The sequence below is a fragment of the Flavobacterium sp. HTF genome, assembly GCF_003105115.1.
In the GTDB taxonomy this organism is placed as follows: domain Bacteria; phylum Bacteroidota; class Bacteroidia; order Flavobacteriales; family Flavobacteriaceae; genus Flavobacterium.
In genome coordinates, this window is sequence record NZ_QETH01000041.1 from 22,002 (window position 1) to 39,338 (window position 17,337).

The window sequence follows — 17,337 nt, forward strand, 5'->3', positions numbered from 1 at the left end:
TAAAATTCGATTGATTTTCAATCAAAAAGATATATTTATATTGTAATGCCCATGGCTCTTAAGTAACATTACTGTTAAGAAAGCGTGGGTTTTATTTGTTTAAAGTACAAAATACATATTTATGGCATTAAGGCGAGTTGTTGTAACAGGATTAGGTGCACTTACTCCTATCGGGAATAATATCCAGGAATATTGGGATGCACTTGTGAATGGAGTTAGCGGAGCCGCACCCATCACATATTATGATACAGAGAAGCATAAAACTAAATTTGCCTGTGAAGTAAAAAACTTCAACATTGAAGATTTTATGGATCGTAAAGAATCTAGAAGATTAGACAAATTTGCTCAATATGCTGTTGCTGCCAGTGATGAAGCTATTAAAGATGCTGGACTTACTGATGATAATATCGACAAACAAAGAGTTGGTGTTATCTGGGGAGCAGGAATTGGAGGTTTGGAAACTTTTCAGGAAGAGGTAATTTATTATGCAAAAGGCGATGGAACTCCAAAATTCAATCCGTTTTTTATTCCTAAAATGATTGCTGATATTGCTCCTGCGCATATTTCTATGCGTAATGGTTATATGGGACCAAATTATACAACGGTTTCTGCATGTGCATCTTCTGCAAATGCATTAATTGATGCTTTCAACTACATTCGTTTAGGAATGTGTGATGTTATTATATCAGGTGGTTCTGAAGCTGCTGTTACCATTGCTGGTATGGGGGGTTTTAGTTCTATGCACGCTTTATCAACAAGAAATGAAAGCCCGGAAACAGCTTCAAGACCTTTTGACGCAACCAGAGATGGTTTTGTATTAGGAGAAGGAGCAGGAGCCCTGGTTCTTGAAGATTACGAACATGCAAAAGCACGTGGAGCAAAAATTTACTGCGAAATTGGCGGTGGCGGAATGTCATCTGACGCTTATCACTTAACTGCACCACATCCGGAAGGAATTGGAGTTATTGCAGTAATGAAAAATACATTGAGAGATGCAGGAATGAACCCTGAAGATGTTGATCATATCAATACTCACGGAACTTCTACTCCATTAGGAGATGTAGCCGAATTAAAAGCAATCAGTGCTGTTTTTGGTGAACATGCAAAAAACATCAATATCAACTCTACAAAATCAATGACAGGACATTTACTTGGTGCTGCCGGAGCTATTGAAGCAATTGCTTCTATTCTGGCAATGCAACACAGTCTTGTTCCTCCAACAATTAATCATACAGTTGTTGATGAAAATATTGATCCGGCATTAAACCTTACATTAAACAAGCCTCAAAAAAGAGAAGTAAACGTAGCTATGAGCAACACTTTTGGTTTTGGCGGACATAATGCTTGTGTATTGTTTAAAAAATTAGTTGACTAGTTTTGTCTATGAATATTATCAAAAAAATATTTACGAAATCCCGTTCTCAAGAAGACGGGATTTTTTTTGACACTATTCAGAAAATACTTGGTTTTCAGCCTGTTTCTATTGAGTTTTATAAGAAAGCATTTACACACCGATCTTCCAACAAATTAGATGAATCGGGCCATCCTATCAATTATGAAAGGCTGGAATTTTTGGGTGACGCAATGTTAAGTGCGGTAATTGCAGCACATTTATTTAATAAAGCTCCAAATGGTGATGAAGGCTATCTGACCAAGATGCGCTCGAAAATTGTAAGCCGTGAACATCTGAATGAATTAGGGAAGGACTTAAATCTGGTTCGTTTTGTAGAAAGCAAAGTGCCAATTCAGCATTTTGGAGAAAACATTCATGGTAATATTTTTGAATCTCTTATTGGTGCAATTTATCTGGATAAAGGATATGCTTTTTGCGAAAGGTTTATTCAGAAAAGAGTTATTACTCCTTATGTAGACATTGCCCGACTTGAGGGAAAAGTGATCAGTTATAAAAGTTTGGTTATCGAATGGTGCCAGAAAGAAAAGAGAATCTTTCATTATGACATTTTTGAGGATAACGGAATTGACGGACAACGTTTGTTTGGCGTAAAATTAAGTATTGATGATAAAGTAATTGCAAGAGCAAGAGCAACTTCAAAAAAGAAGGCAGAAGAAAAGGCATCACAAAGAGCCTATTTTGCATTTCAGGAAAAAATAGATAAGAAATAACTACATAAATAGCATAGCTTTGTTAAAGCTACAACGTTTTCGTTTATAAATTAACAAAAACATGCTAATCTTAACTATTGATGCTCCGTTAGAAATAGTATATTTACAACTTGATTTTTCATGATATGGCTATTCATAGATTGGATTTAGACGAATTTGACGAAATTGATTATTATTTAATGGCAATCCATACTTCATTGGAAGATTATCGACTGGCCTATTTTATCAATAAAAAACTTCCGATAAACCTCAGTAAAAGCAAGAACGAGATCCATGCTCAGACTAAGGAAGGTGAAGCAAATTTTTCGAGATTTTATTATTATGATTCTGAAAAAGCCGTTTCGTGGAATCTGATTCAGAATAAAAATGAAATCATTTCAGTGAGAAAAAATGATTTCCAGAATTTGTTTTCCAATGAAACAAGTGAGGTTTCTACAACAATTCATTTACTTCCTGAATTCAAAAAAGTAGATTATTTCCTGAAAATCGATAATAGCGATGAGGCTACTGATTTTTCAGAAATCCAACAACAACTAAATGCTATAGAGAGTATCGCAGCTATATATGTTGTTGATACAAACAAAATAAAATCAAAAAACAATCTAATTTTTTAAAAAAAATGCTTACAAACAAAAAAACTAAAATTGTAGCCACACTTGGACCTGCATGTGGTACGAGAGAGATTATCAAGGATATGATCGATGCAGGGGTGAATGTGTTTAGAATCAATTTTTCGCATGCTGACTACGAAGGAGTAAAAGAAAAAATCAATATCATCAGAGGATTAAACGAAGAGTTTGGTTATACTACTGCAATCCTTGGAGATTTACAGGGGCCAAAACTTAGAGTTGGTGTGATGGAAGAAGGAACGGTTGTACATGATGGTGATGAAATTACTTTCACAACAGCAGAAGATATTGTCGGAAATGCAAAAAAAGCATTTATGAAATATCAAAATTTCCCAAATGATGTAAATGTTGGAGAGCGTATTTTGCTTGACGATGGTAAACTTATTTTCGAAATTGTTTCTACAGATAAAAAAACAGAAGTTGTTGCTAAAGTAATTCAGGGTGGAGAATTAAAATCTAAAAAAGGAGTTAATTTACCAAACACTAAAATCTCTTTACCAGCTTTAACTGAAAAAGATATTGCTGATGCTATTTTTGCAATTGAGCAAAAAGTAGACTGGATTGCACTTTCGTTTGTAAAAACACCTCGCGATTTACAAGACTTACAAGACTTAATTGCTAAGCATTCAGAATATAAAATTCCAATTATTGCTAAAATTGAAATGCCGGAAGCTCTGGAGAACATGGATAAAATTGTAGCTTATTGCGATGGTTTAATGGTTGCCCGTGGAGATCTTGGAGTTGAACTTCCTGCACACGAAGTACCATTGGTTCAAAAAGATTTGATCCGCAGAGCAAAAACCGCAAGAATTCCGGTTATCGTTGCTACTCAAATGATGGAAACGATGATTACAAGTTTAACTCCGACAAGAGCAGAGGTAAATGACGTTGCAAACTCAGTAATGGACGGTGCAGATGCTGTGATGTTGTCAGGTGAAACTGCTACAGGAAATTATCCGGTACAGGTAATTCAAAGAATGACACAAATTTGTGAAGCTGTTGAAGATTCTCCGCTAATCCAGGTTCCACAAAATACACCACAAATTAAAACTAAACGTTTTATTACAAAAACGGTTTGTCATCAGGCAGCTTTACTGGCTAATGAAATTAAAGCAAAAGCAATTTGTACATTAACAAACAGCGGTTATACAGCTTTCCAAATTTCGGCTTGGAGACCATCTTCAGGACATATTTTAGTATTTACTTCAAACAGAAGAATTTTAACGCAACTGAATTTATTATGGGGAGTAAAATCTTTTTACTACGATAATGAAAACAGTACTGATGATACAGTAACAGATGTAAATAAAATTGCTGTTGAAAAAGGATTTGCTCAAAAAGGAGATTACCTAATCAACCTTGCTGCAATGCCAATCAAAGATAAAGGAATGGTAAATACCATGAGAGTATCTGAAATTGAATAGATAGTTCAATAAAATTGAAAATAATAAAAGCCATCAGGATTAATTCTTGATGGCTTTTTCAGTTAATAAAAAGCTTATGACAGATTTCATAAGCTTTTTTTGTTTTACCTACGATTTAAAATTCATTTTTAGGAATCTCTAATTAACAAATTTTTGTAAATGAAATATGACGAATCAAAAAACCTCATTTTCTTGTTTCATTTTATAAAATGAAACAAGCTAACACGCTATAAATATAATTGTTGCATTTTTTATTGCTTAATTTTGAGACACTTAAAGAAATGTTAAAGATATTTTGAGTAACTATTTTCTTTCAAAAAAATTACTTAATAAACTAAGCTCACTCTGATCAGGTAGGTTTTAACTTTTTAATATTTCAGATACCAACAGGCAGAGAAATTATTAATAAAAATTATTACCATGAAACAAATCAAATTACAATGTGTATTTAGTAATGCATTCTTACTGTTTGCATTAGTGAGTTTTACAGGAGTTTCTATTTCGGCTCAGAGTAAAAAACAACCCAATATTTTAGTTCTTTGGGGAGATGATATCGGAATTACAAATATCAGTGCTTATAGTGATGGTTTAATGGGCTATACTACGCCCAATATAGATAAGTTAGCCAATGAAGGAGTCCGGTTTTTACATTATTATGGAGAACAAAGCTGTACTGCAGGGCGTGCTGCTTTTTTAACAGGACAACATGGTATTCGTACCGGACTTACAAAAGTAGGTTTTCCTGGCGCACCGATGGGGATGAGCCAGCTTGATCCTTCAATTGGCGGAATCATGAAAAGTCTTGGCTATACAACAGGACAGTTTGGTAAAAACCATGTAGGCGACCGTAATGAAAGCTTACCGACCTTAAATGGCTTCGATGAGTTTTTCGGTAACCTTTATCATCTAAATGCAGAAGAAGAACCAGAACTACCGGATTATCCTAAAGATCCTGAATACCTGAAAAAATTTGGACCAAGAGGTGTTTTAAAATGTACTGCAACAAATGTTGATGATGGCACTACTGATCCACGTTTTGGAAGAGTTGGAAAACAAAAAATCGAAGATACCGGAGCACTTACTAAAAAAAGAATGGAAACGGTGGATGATGAAACATCTGCAGCAGCAATTGATTTTATAAAAAGACAAAATGCAGCCGGTAAACCGTTTTTCTGCTGGTTTAATGGTACTCGTATGCACCTTCGTACGCATGTTCGTGCAGAACACAGAGGAAGATATACCCACGGTGACAGCGAATATATTGATGGTATGATTGAACATGATGAAACAATCGGAAGTATTTTAAAAGCACTGGATGATTTGGGAATTACCGATAATACTATTGTAGTATATTCTACAGATAATGGCCCTCACATGAATACCTGGCCTGATGGTGCTATGACCTCTTTCCGTTCAGAAAAAAATACAAACTGGGAAGGTGCTTTTCGCGTTCCCTGTATAGTACGCTGGCCTGGTAATATCAAACCGGGAACAGTAACAACTGAGTTAATGAGCCATAATGACTGGCTTCCAACTTTTGCTTCTATTGCAGGCGAACCGGACATTACGAATAAACTTTTGAAAGGCTACAGCGCAAACGGAAAAAGCTATAAAGTTCACCTGGATGGTTTTGACCAAACCCAATTACTAAAAGGAGGGAAAAGTGCAAGAGAGAAATTCTATTATTCCGATGATGATGGTTTATTAGTTGGTATGCGTGTTGGAGATTATAAATATGTTTTTGCAGAACAACGTCTGGCAGGAACAATGGGTGTTTGGGCAGAACCATTTACAGAACTTCGTTTGCAGAAAATATTCAATTTATATCAGGACCCGTATGAGCGTGCTGACTTTACTTCAAACACCTATTGGGATTGGTTAATGAATCATGTAGGATCTGTGTATGGTGCAATGAATGATGTATTTGTTTTTGCAGAAACATTCAAGGAATATCCGCCACGTTCTTTCCCGCCAAGTTTCAATCCAACGGTTATTCTTAAGCAGACATTACAAGGGATTAAAACACAACAGTATGTGGAGAAAAATATTTTACCCAAACTAAAAGAAGAAGAGACAGCTACGAAAAAGAAAAAATAAATAACTATAAGAGATTCGGATTTTTAAATCTGAATCTCTTTACCTAAGATGCAAACACCATGAGTAAAAGAATATTTTTTCTACTGCCAGTCGTTTTGTTTTTCTTTTCCTGTAAAAAATCAGATACTTTTCCTGCGCCCAAAACAGACAACAAACAAACAGAAATTGCTGTAAGCGGTGATCCGTTGCCGAGTTGGAATGAGGGTACTTTAAAAAGTGACATTGTTGCTTATGTAGAAAAAGTAACCAAAAAAGGGAATCCTGATTTTATACCGGAAGAAAACAGAATTGCAACATTTGATAATGACGGAACATTGTGGGCAGAAAAACCATATGTACAGGAGCTTTTTGCTTTTTATAGGGTTAAAAAAATGCTTGAGGCAAAACCAGAGCTGGCAAAAAAACAACCTTTTAAAGCGGTTGTAGAAAAAGATAAGACCTTTTTTGAAAAAGGAGGTGAAAAAGCATTAATTGAACTGGTTGCCGCAACTCATACCGGAATGACCGAAGAGGAATTCGAGGCTTCGGTTGCAGCATTTTATAAAGAGGCAAAATACCCCGGTAAAAATGTTGCTGTAAAGCAAATACGGTATCAGCCGCAATTAGAGCTATTAAATTATTTGCGTGCCAACGGATTTAAAACGTATATCGTAACCGGAGGAACAATAGAAGTGGTAAGAGGAATATCTCAGGATTTTTATGGAATCCCAAAAGATCAGGTTGTCGGAACCTCTTTCAAATATAAATATGATGAAACTAAAAATGCTATACAGAGAGAAGCAGCTTTAGATCATTTTAATGATAAAGAAGGAAAACCTGTGGGCATACAACTGCATATTGGCCAACGGCCTGTTTTTGCCTGCGGAAATGAAGGCGGTGCCGGAGATATTGCAATGTTGAAATATTCACAGGGAAATAAATACCCATCGTTTCAACTGCTTATCAACCACAATGATTCTATCAGAGAATACAGTTATCAGGAAAAAGATAATGCATCGTTAAACGCAGCAGCAAAAAACAAATGGCATGTTGTTGATATGAAGAAAGACTGGAAAAAAATTTTTCCGGATAATTAGATTGAGTTAGTTAGAATTGAAGTGAAACAACTTTTTATAAGTTGTTTCATTTTGATTTTAAAATGAAGAATCTATAAATAAAAACCATGAAAAACATACAATTTTCTAAACATATTAGATTGTTAATAAGTGCAGTTTGCCTGATTTTAAATTTAAATTTTTATGCTCAGGAACAAGCCGAAAAATCCGGTGCAAGTGCACAGGAGCTTGCAGACAAACTCGCCAATCCTGTTGCCAGTCTTATTAGTGTGCCATTTCAGAATAATATAAATTATGGGATCGGGCCATATAATGGTTCAAAATATGTCATCAATTTTCAGCCGGTTATTCCTTTTAAATTGACAGAAAACCTCAATTTAATTTCCAGATATATTATTCCGATAGTAGATCAAAGGGATATAACGGGAGATAATACAAATGAATTTGGTTTAAGTGATGCGACAATTACCGCATTTTTTGCACCCAAAAGTGATAAACTGATTTACGGAATTGGTCCTGCATTTTTAGTCCCTGTTGCAACGGATAAATTTTTAGGGACAGAGAAATTCGGGATCGGACCGAGCGCTTTAGTGATGCATCAGGGAAAAGGACTTACAATAGGGTTTATAGCCAATCAGATTTGGTCAGTAGCCGGAAATGAAGATCGTGCAGATGTTAATCAGTTTTATACACAAATATTTCTTTCTCACAGTTATAAAAGTGGAGCGAGTCTGGGCGTAAATGCCGAAATAACCCAAAATTGGGAGGGCAGAACGACGATGATATCCCTCAATCCTTCTATAGGAGGTATTACCAAACTGGGAGATCAGGTGGTGCAGTTGGCTGTATCACCACTTATTCCAATAGTTGGGCCACACGATTTAAGGCCAGACTGGGGGTTACGGGCGATTGTAGCTTTTGTGTTTCCGGGAAAATGATGCGATAAAAAAGCATTAATAATATAAAATAATCTTAATGTAAGAAAAATACCCATTCATTATACCGATTAAAGAAAAAATTATATCTTTGAGTGATTATTAAACGCCTGTTTTATAATGTATTATATTGAAAATTGTAGTCTTTCTTCTCTATTCGCCATTCATTCAAGATTTAATTAAGATTTAAAAATTCGAGTCAAATCTATTTAATCATTAATTTAAATACCACACAATGAATACTAAAAGAACAAACCTTCGTTTTGCCCCAATATTTTTATTGGTTTTTTTATATAGTTGCTCGCCAACTGTAAAAGTTACTACTGATTATGATCACTCTGCCAATTTTAGCGAATACAAAACCTTTGCAGTTTATGATTTAAAAGCACAGGAGGGGCAGGTAAACCAATTAAATGTTGATCGTGTTATAAATGCCATTCGGTCTGAAATGACTGCAAAAGGCTTTACAGAGTCATCATCCAACCCTGATTTAAAAGTAAATGCAGTATCGATCTTAAAAAACAAGCAATCTGTTACAGCCGACACCAATTTTTATGGATATGGAGGAATGTATCGTCCTTATGGATATTGGGGCGGAGGTGCAATGATGGGCAGCGGTACAACAACATTTAATACTTATGATTATGTTGATGGTTCTCTCGTGATTGATATCGTTTCTGCCAAAACTCAAAAACTGGTATGGCAGGGAGTGGGTAATGCTCAGATAGACAGCAAACCGGATAATCCCGAAGAATTTATTGCCGGTGCCATTAAGAAAATCTTAGAAGGTTTTCCTCCGGGTGCAGTAAAAAATAACTAAGACCTCAAGTAAGCTGTGCTTATCCTTTAAGGTAAGTACAGCACTAAATTATATTTTTCTATTCTACAAAGTCCCCGATACAATATAATTTAAGTTTAAGGATATGCTCGATATAATACTTTCACTTTTCTTTTTTATAGCGACACTTATTGGTTTTGCGACTTCTTTTATGATCCTTTTTTCAAAAAAAAATTATTCAAAAAGTTTTTTTTTGGGACTTTTCCTGTTTAGCCTGGCCGTTGTAAGTATTTATAATTTCTATCTGACAGCAAATGCTTTTAAAAACTTTCCGGATTTATTTGTCATTACCAAAGCGTTTATTTTTTTAGTGGCCCCATGTTCTTTTTTGTATGTTAGAAATGTTTTGTTTTCGGTCGAAATGTTTAGAAAGTACGATTGGCTGCACTTTTTGCCTTTTATCTTATATTTCTGTTTAACGCTTATCGTATGGCTTGCAAATGTAACAGACATACAATTTGTTGGTTATATTTCATCAAAAGCAAAAAATCCTTTTACAATGCTAAATCTAACGATTTGGTTAATTTATGCTTTTTGTCAGACCATGATGCTCCTGAATTATAGCTTAAAAAAAGTGGTACAAAATAAACCTCAAAAGCTAAAAATTATTGGTTGGTTAAGAATTTATAACCTCGTTATATTGTTTTTGTTTTCGGCACTTTTTGTACATTATTTTTTGATAAATAAAGTAACGAACATAGATTTTTCAAGTTACATTCTGATTTCCTCAGTATTGATTTTTACCGTTGGATGGCTTTATTTTAAACCACAGCTCTTTTTTGATAATCAGGAAAACTTAGAATTTATGACAGATAAACCTTTGATCGCTCAAATCGATGAAATTAAAGATCTGTCGTTGATAAAAGAAGTTACAACAGAAAAAAAACAGGAATACCTCTTAAAACTTGACACTATTTTTTGTGCAAAAAAACTTTTCCTGAAAAAAGATTTTGTCATTCGCGACTTGTCCGAAGAAACCGGCATATCCATACATCAGCTTTCAAATTTAATTAATTCAGAATTTAACCTGCATTTTCAGGATTATGTGAATCTAAAAAGAATCGAATATTTCAAGGAAAAAATAAATGACCCGGAATGGAAGGATTTATCGCTCGAAGGCATGGCCTGGGGATCCGGATTTAAATCCCGGACGACTTGTTTTAGAGCCTTTATAAAACATACCGGAAAATCACCATCAGAATATTTTAAGGCAATCAGGCTGGATTGTGAGAAATCAAATGTTTTTTATTTAAAATCTTTAGGCTGAAAAACACCAAATAAGAAACAATTTGTTGGGCATTAATTTAAACATATATACTATGAAAACTAAAATTATGCAGCATAGACAAACCATAAAACTAATCAATACATTATTGCTTTTGTCTGTTTCTTTTTTGGCAAATGCACAGCTAAAAGGCGGACATATACTGGGCGGAATGGGTTTGCAGGCAGGAACACAAAGTCCGGAAAATACACTTATAGTGTATGTTCCGGGATATTTTTACGGAGCCTCGAAGCTACGCGACAGTAATGGAGATATTGCTGTCCGAAATCCTGATATTAACATGTTTGTTACAGGAGCGGGAGTTTCGTGGGTTAGTGATTTCAAAATTTTGGGAGCCAATTATGGAGCAACAGCTTTGTTTGCAGTTGCTTCTAACAGAATTGAAGGTAATAATGTAAACATCGATGGATCTCTTGCTTTTACAGACACTTATATAGTTCCGGTACAATTGGGCTGGCATAAAAAACGGGCCGATTTTGTCTTTAGTTATCAAATCTATCTTCCAACAGGAAAATACAAAGCCGGAGCAACAGACAATAGCGGGTTGGGAATGTTTATGAATGAATTTTCTGTTGGGACAACATTATTTTTTAACGACAAAAAGACGTTTCATTTTGCAACAATGGCTTCGTACGAAATCAACGGAAAAAAGAAAGATACCGATATAAAAACCGGAGATATCCTGAGTTTTGAAGGCGGACTGGGAAAAACATTTTATTGTTTGAATGCCGAAAAAACGGCTCCAAAATCTATTATAAATGCAGGGTTAATTTATTACCTGCAATACAAAGTTACCAATGACGAAATTCCGATCGGGCCAATTGTCTGGCAAGGCGACAAAGACCATGTAGCAGCATTGGGAGCTGAGGTGAATTTTCTGCATCTAAAATCCAAATCTACGATTGGTTTGCGCTGGTTAGGAGAGATTGATGCCATAAACAGATTTCAGGGAAGCACTTTCTTCCTGACGCTGGCACATATTTTTAGTACAAAAAAAGAATAACTTTTTTTTAAAGCTTATGCAGAAATTGATCTTTTTTAGCGTCCTGTACTTGTTTTTTTCCAATCTTACATTTGGACAAAAACCACACATTAGCGTAAAAGATTCTCTTGATGGTGCTTTCGATTTAAGCGACTACATTATTTATGCACACGGTTTTATCGTAGTTCCAACCATTATAACTGAACCCGCTTTGGGCGGAATTGGAGGTGCAATTGTTCCTGTATTTCTCAAAAAGCGCTCTCCGGTAGTGGACGAAAACGGAAAAAAACGATTCATCAATCCGGATATTACGGGAGGAATCGGAATGTATACCGGAAATAAAAGCTGGATGGTCGGTGCTTTTCGTTCAGGAACTTTAGTAAAACCAAAAATATTATACCGGGTTATGGCCGGCTATGGCGATATGAATATTTCATTTTATGCGAATAATCTGCCAACCGGAAATGATGAAGAATTTAAACTCAATTTTAGGTCAACTATTTTTTATACCCAATGGCTCAAGCAGTTTCGAAATGCAAAATGGAGCGCCGGACCGCAATATCTGTTTTTAAATTCAAAAATAAACTTACCCAGTTTAGATCTTCCTCCGCCTTTTGTACAGCCAAAAGATATTAAAAGTACCATTAGTCAGTTTGGCGGTGCAATACAGTTTGACGGGCGTGACAATATTTTTACTCCGGATAAAGGAATACGGCTTCAGTCAGATTTTTTCTGGTCAGATGACGCCATAGGAAGTGATTATGATGCCTGGAGGGTAAACTTGTCTGCAATAGGATATCATCCGATAACTAAAAAATTAATTGGCGGACTCAGGATAGAAGGAGAGCAGGCGTTTGGGAGCCCGCCATTTTATCTTTTGCCGGGAATCAATTTGCGCGGAATTCCGGCTGCACGATATCAGGGAAAAACCAGCATTGTTACCGAAGCCGAATTGCGTTGGGATGTCTACAGAAGATGGAGCCTTATGGGGTATGGCGGTCTGGCAAGTGCTTTTAACGACTGGGATAAAGCTTTTGCAAAACCGGTAGTGTACAGTTACGGAACAGGTTTCAGGTATTTATTAGCCCGAAAATTTAAACTCCGAATGGGCGTAGATGTGGCAAAAGGCCCCGAAGACTGGGCTTACTATATTGTTTTTGGAAGCAACTGGATGAGATAGTACAATTTAGTTTTAGTATAAAAACCCCGTCAGAATAATCTCTGCGGGGCTTTTCTTTGTATACGATCTTAAGATTTACCTTTTCCAGTAAGGCTTAATAATTTTGTTTTCTTTACGGCTTAATGTCAATAAAATAAAAGCACCAAGAGAACAGAAAACAATTGCCTGAATTGATCCTTCGGGACCAAAAGCAGCTCCTGTAATTAATTCAGGGCCTTGTATGTTGGCTTCTAATAAACTGCTTGTCTTTTCGTTTCCCGAAGTTATTGCTCCAAAAATTCCCGACTGTGTAAAATTCCATGCAAAATGCATTGCAATCGGAAACCATAAATTGCGGCTGTAAATAAAACCGGCTCCCAATAAAAAACCCGCAGTTGTGATGCAAATTCCAGAAACCAAAGTTCCGTTTGGGTTTGCCAAATGGAAAGCTCCAAATAAAACGGACGAAATAGTCAGCGCAATATAACTTCCTAATTTTTCTTCGATGATTCTAAATATAATGCCACGTACCAATATTTCTTCGATAATGGCAACGGTAAACATAATGGCAAACGGAATAAGAATAAAAGAAACCGGATTTACTTTTAAAACATTATAACTTCCGTTGAGGTAAATGACCAAAATAGTCAACGATTGTAAAATAAATCCAATTAAGAAACCGATTGTCAGATTTTTTAAAAGCCCTTTTGAAGCAAATTCTGTTACAGCTCTTTTTTCATAATATTTAAAGAAAAGAATATAGCTCAAAATGCAGGTTGATGAAACAAAAATTCCTTTCAGAAGATTCCTGTAGTTTTTATCAAGAGATGTTAATACGAGTAATTTTGAAGCAATCTGCTGGCCTATAATTACAACTGCCATAAAAACAAGTATGGCAAGGATAATCTTGATTATTGAATAATTAAATATTTTTTGTCTGACAGTAAGAGTTTCCATTTAAATTTGGTTTAAGTATTAATTTGAAGCAAATGTAGACTGCTTCAAACCCAAAAAATAGAATGAAATTTGCCTGCCTTATAATTTCTGAAATTGCTTAGGCAAAAACCCGGTTTGATTTTTAAAGGTTCTGATAAAATGGCTCTGATCTGAAAAACCACATTGAAAACCAATTTCAGTCAGATTATTTTGGTTGGATTTTATGAGCGAAAGCGAGCGGTCGATTTTAATCCGGCGCATATATTCTCCTAAAGTGCAGCCAAAATATTTCGGAAAATGTTTTGAAATCGTAATCGGATTTAAGTTTAAAACCTGTGCGAGATCCTGCAAATTTGGATTTTCGTTCCAGCAATCGTTCAGTAATTCATTAAGGCTTTTAACCCAAAACGGACTCTTTTCAAACCGTTCCAAATGACTGTTCGTGTTCGATAATTGTGCAAATAACATATTGATCGTGTCACCAGAAAAAGCATCGGCAACCAGGCTTTCCTTAAAAATTTTCAGCATTAAAAATTTGGTAAACGTTGTATTCTGAATAGATTTTTCGATTGTAGCTTCGCTAATCTGCAGTTCTTTCAGCAAGTTTTCCTCAAGTTCGATATTTATGTTTTTAGAAGGAAAAAGGGTATCGTGGTTCATGTGCAGTTCATCACTATGATAAAATAATAACGAACCCGGACCCACAACTTCACTAAAGTTTTTTCGTTTCTCAGAAGTTCCGCCCTTCAAAAAAAGCGTAATATGCGCATTATTATGCGAATGCCAGCCCTCGTAAACCTTGTCGTGATATTCCGTTTCTACAACAGTAATTCCCTGAGTATTGTTAAATATACTTTTAGTATTTCCTAAGTATTTCTCTTTTTGAAGTTCGTACATTTTTCAGATGGGTTGCGTGGCATTTCGACAACCAAAATAACACTTATTTGACAAACAATCATTCAGGATTCAGTTTGGTTGTCATGACGAATTCAGTTTTACATAATTTGTAATCTTTTACGCCTTAATAAAAAGATTGTGAAAAAATTAACCGCAGAATAGCAACAAATTACATAAAATTTAATTGTTTTGTAACAAATTAGAAACACAAGAGACTAATTTATCAAAACCTTAAACATTCATTTATGAATACATTTACATTCAAATCGGTACTTGCTGCTTCGGTATTTTTCGTGGGAGCAACAAGCTGTTTTGCACAAGACGTTTTAGTAAACTCTCTAAAACTAAATGCAAGTGATAAAAGTAAAGAAAACTTTAAATTCACAGAACAGATCAATTTAGGAACAACTTCTGTAAAAGCTCAGGGTTCTTCGGGTACATGCTGGAGTTATTCTACAAACTCATTTTTAGAATCAGAAATGATTCGTTTAGGAAAACAACCTGTAGAATTATCTCAGATTTATTCGGCAAGAAATGTTTATGTAGAAAAAGGGATTAATTATGTTCGTATGCATGGCGCGGTTACTTTGGGTGACGGAGGAGCATTGCATGACGTAATCAATATGTACAAAAAATACGGAACTGTACCAAGAGAAGTTTACACAGGATTAAACTATGGTACAGACAAAAATAAATTTGCCGAAATGTCTGCTCTTATTGAAGGCGTTTTAGCAGCTGTTGTAAAAAATCCAAATGGTGAATTAACGCCAAACTGGCAAAAAGCGTATGCTGCTGTTATTGACTCTTATTTAGGAAAAGTGCCGGATAATTTTAATTACAAAGGAAAAAACTACACCCCACAATCTTTTGCCAAAGAAATCGTAGGAATCAATCCTGACGATTATATCGAAATGTCTTCTTTTACAACTGCTCCTTATTACCAAAAAACAACAATGATGGTACCGGACAACTGGTCTTTTGATCAGGTTTATAATGTAAAAGTAAACGATATGACAGATGTTATTGACAATGCTTTGAAAAAAGGATATACGGTAGCGTGGGCAACAGACGTGAGCGAAAAAAGCTTTAGCTGGAAAAACGGAGTAGCGTATGTACCGACAAAAAAATTCGATGATATGACTGCCGAAGAAAAAGCAGATATGTTTAACGGACCAAAACCGGAACCGGAAATCACTGCAGAAATGCGTCAGGCTGCGTTTGATAATTATACAACAACAGACGACCACGGAATGCATATTATTGGTTTAGCAAAAGACCAAACCGGAAGAGAATATTATATCGTAAAAAATTCATGGGGAGAAACAAACGACTACAAAGGTTTCTTGTTTGTAACCAAAAATTTCGTAAAATATAAAACGACTGCTTTAATGGTAAACAAAGGCGGAGTTCCTGCTGAGATTGCTAAGAAATTAGGGGTTTAATTTACTTCAGTTTTAAGAAAATAAAAAGCGCTGCAATTTTTGGATTGTGGCGCTTTTTTATAAGGAACTTCAAAAAATTATTCTTCAATTATTTTTTTTATCTTTTGATATATTTGTTTTTCATAACCATCAAAGCTATCTAGTAACTTTTTTCTTACTGAATCAGTTTGTGAATCATAATAATCAATAATTTTTTGCGGAACACCATAATCACTGGCAGTTCTAGCTTCATGACTAAATGCATTGTATTCAAGTTTGATTAATAATTTATCGATGCCTTTAATGTCTTCAAAATTTTTATTTTGCTGTTGAGAAATTCGAAATTTATACATTAAGTTGAAAACGCCTAGGTATTTTACTAATTGATATTTAAATGTATTAAATATTAATGTTGATGTATCTCTCATTGCAGAATTTACGGCATTTTTAGTCTCAGTTTCAATATCTATTTTTTTGTTGTTTTTTTCAGCTTCTTCAGCTTTTGCCTTAATTCTTTTTTCTAATCGTTCAAAATTGTAATTGTAAACTCCCAAATATCCATTGTAGATATAACTTAGCAAGGATGCTGTGAGCACTGATGCAGAAGTACCATTTTGGTCTGTATACTTTCTATCAATTAGAAAATGTAAATTTTTATTTTCAAGCGTAAATTCTTTTATCAAATCTAATACAACCTGAAAACCATTTTTATTCAATTTTAAATACGGAATAGCATTTAAATCATTAATTAAGTCGTTTATTTTTCTTTGCGCTTCTCCATCAAGATCATTTATAGCGTCATACATTTTGATTTTATCTCTTTTGCTAATTACTTTAAATTGTGATAAAATATAATCTGGTATATTTCTTTCTTCTTGGAGAGTTTTAATCTCAGCAAGTCTTTGTTTACTTCTATTGTCTAAATATTCAGGAGGAGTCATTTCATCATCAATCTCTTTTCTTTCATTTGATAACTGATAATTCTTATGCTCAATTTGAGTCCCAACTTTATCTATAACATCAAGAAACTCTTTTTCTAAAGAAATTACACGTCCTTTGAAATGCTCCATAAACCTTCCTGCTCTTCCTGCAATATTTTTGGCATCAAAAGTTAACAAGGGTTTTCCATTAATACCAGCTCCTTTTTCACTTTTATAAACAATCATATTTTTTGCTGTAGTATTGACACCTTCAGTTATTGTAGTTGTTGATGTTAGTATATTTACGTTAGACTCTTTTTTGTTAAATAGTCCTACTATTTCTTTTTGAATATATTTTGGTACAACACCATGATGAACACCAATTCCTTTTTCTAAGGATTCAATTACAACCCACCGATTATCATATTTACTTTTTAAATGGTCGATAAATGCTTCAAAGTAACTGGTGTTTATATTAACCCTCTCATATTCATTTGCAATTTTTTCTGCATTTGCTTGAGTATTGCAATAAACTATAGCATTTTCATTTACTGAGAGAATTCTATCAAGTATTTCTTGTATTCTTGACCTTTTTGTTTTCTTTTTTGTAAAATCAAAATTTACACCATCTATAT

Annotated in this window: 15 protein-coding genes; 12 read left to right on the forward strand and 3 right to left on the reverse strand. The window is 34.7% G+C overall.

Going from position 1 to position 17,337, the window contains the following annotated elements; all coding sequences use genetic code 11:
* Positions 1 to 121: 121 nt before the first annotated feature.
* The 11 genes from fabF to DCO46_RS13380 all read left to right on the forward strand — a co-directional run bounded on the left by fabF (position 122) and on the right by DCO46_RS13380 (position 12,549).
* Positions 122 to 1,375, forward strand: a complete 1,254-nt coding sequence (fabF, locus tag DCO46_RS13330) for a beta-ketoacyl-ACP synthase II (RefSeq protein ID WP_116753007.1) — start codon at positions 122 to 124, stop codon at positions 1,373 to 1,375.
* A gap of 8 nt (positions 1,376 to 1,383) precedes the next feature.
* Positions 1,384 to 2,124: a ribonuclease III gene (rnc, locus tag DCO46_RS13335; protein ID WP_116753008.1), complete on the forward strand. Its 741-nt coding sequence runs from the start codon at positions 1,384 to 1,386 to the stop codon at positions 2,122 to 2,124.
* A 125-nt stretch (positions 2,125 to 2,249) separates the two neighbouring features.
* The gene (locus tag DCO46_RS13340; RefSeq protein ID WP_116753009.1) at positions 2,250 to 2,738 is read left to right on the forward strand and encodes an IPExxxVDY family protein; all 489 of its coding nucleotides are present in this window, start codon (positions 2,250 to 2,252) and stop codon (positions 2,736 to 2,738) included.
* Between the two features lie 5 nt (positions 2,739 to 2,743).
* Positions 2,744 to 4,177, forward strand: a complete 1,434-nt coding sequence (gene pyk, locus DCO46_RS13345; RefSeq protein WP_116753010.1) for a pyruvate kinase — start codon at positions 2,744 to 2,746, stop codon at positions 4,175 to 4,177.
* A gap of 420 nt (positions 4,178 to 4,597) precedes the next feature.
* The gene (locus DCO46_RS13350; RefSeq protein ID WP_116753011.1) at positions 4,598 to 6,274 is read left to right on the forward strand and encodes an arylsulfatase; all 1,677 of its coding nucleotides are present in this window, start codon (positions 4,598 to 4,600) and stop codon (positions 6,272 to 6,274) included.
* Positions 6,275 to 6,333: 59 nt separating this feature from the next.
* Positions 6,334 to 7,350 carry an HAD family hydrolase gene (locus DCO46_RS13355; protein ID WP_116753012.1) on the forward strand — a complete coding sequence of 339 codons (1,017 nt, stop codon included), beginning with the start codon at positions 6,334 to 6,336 and terminating at the stop codon, positions 7,348 to 7,350.
* An 86-nt stretch (positions 7,351 to 7,436) separates the two neighbouring features.
* Positions 7,437 to 8,267 carry a hypothetical protein gene (locus DCO46_RS13360; RefSeq protein ID WP_243416310.1) on the forward strand — a complete coding sequence of 277 codons (831 nt, stop codon included), beginning with the start codon at positions 7,437 to 7,439 and terminating at the stop codon, positions 8,265 to 8,267.
* Between the two features lie 232 nt (positions 8,268 to 8,499).
* A complete protein-coding gene (locus tag DCO46_RS13365; RefSeq protein ID WP_116753013.1) occupies positions 8,500 to 9,084 on the forward strand; it encodes a DUF4136 domain-containing protein in 585 nt (194 codons plus the stop codon).
* Between the two features lie 103 nt (positions 9,085 to 9,187).
* Positions 9,188 to 10,369 carry a helix-turn-helix domain-containing protein gene (locus DCO46_RS13370; RefSeq protein ID WP_116753014.1) on the forward strand — a complete coding sequence of 394 codons (1,182 nt, stop codon included), beginning with the start codon at positions 9,188 to 9,190 and terminating at the stop codon, positions 10,367 to 10,369.
* 52 nt (positions 10,370 to 10,421) lie between these two features.
* Positions 10,422 to 11,390 (forward strand): transporter, encoded by a 969-nt coding sequence (locus tag DCO46_RS13375; RefSeq protein WP_116753015.1) that lies wholly within the window; start codon positions 10,422 to 10,424, stop codon positions 11,388 to 11,390.
* A gap of 16 nt (positions 11,391 to 11,406) precedes the next feature.
* Positions 11,407 to 12,549 (forward strand): BamA/TamA family outer membrane protein, encoded by a 1,143-nt coding sequence (locus DCO46_RS13380; RefSeq protein ID WP_116753016.1) that lies wholly within the window; start codon positions 11,407 to 11,409, stop codon positions 12,547 to 12,549.
* A gap of 75 nt (positions 12,550 to 12,624) precedes the next feature.
* Here DCO46_RS13380 and DCO46_RS13385 read toward each other — a convergent pair whose 3' ends face one another.
* Together DCO46_RS13385 and DCO46_RS13390 are read right to left on the reverse strand one after the other, a co-directional pair.
* Entirely contained in the window at positions 12,625 to 13,485 is an 861-nt protein-coding gene (locus DCO46_RS13385; RefSeq protein ID WP_116753017.1) for a CPBP family intramembrane glutamic endopeptidase, read from the reverse strand.
* A gap of 78 nt (positions 13,486 to 13,563) precedes the next feature.
* On the reverse strand, positions 13,564 to 14,361 hold the full coding sequence (locus DCO46_RS13390; protein WP_116753018.1) for a helix-turn-helix transcriptional regulator: 798 nt from the start codon (positions 14,359 to 14,361) through the stop codon (positions 13,564 to 13,566).
* Positions 14,362 to 14,606: 245 nt separating this feature from the next.
* On the opposite strand from DCO46_RS13390, the gene DCO46_RS13395 reads away from it, so the two are divergent.
* Positions 14,607 to 15,803 (forward strand): aminopeptidase C, encoded by a 1,197-nt coding sequence (locus DCO46_RS13395; RefSeq protein WP_116753019.1) that lies wholly within the window; start codon positions 14,607 to 14,609, stop codon positions 15,801 to 15,803.
* A 77-nt stretch (positions 15,804 to 15,880) separates the two neighbouring features.
* Here DCO46_RS13395 and DCO46_RS13400 read toward each other — a convergent pair.
* Positions 15,881 to 17,337 (reverse strand): helicase-related protein (locus DCO46_RS13400; protein ID WP_207784971.1); only part of this gene is annotated, 1,457 nt, incomplete at its 5' end.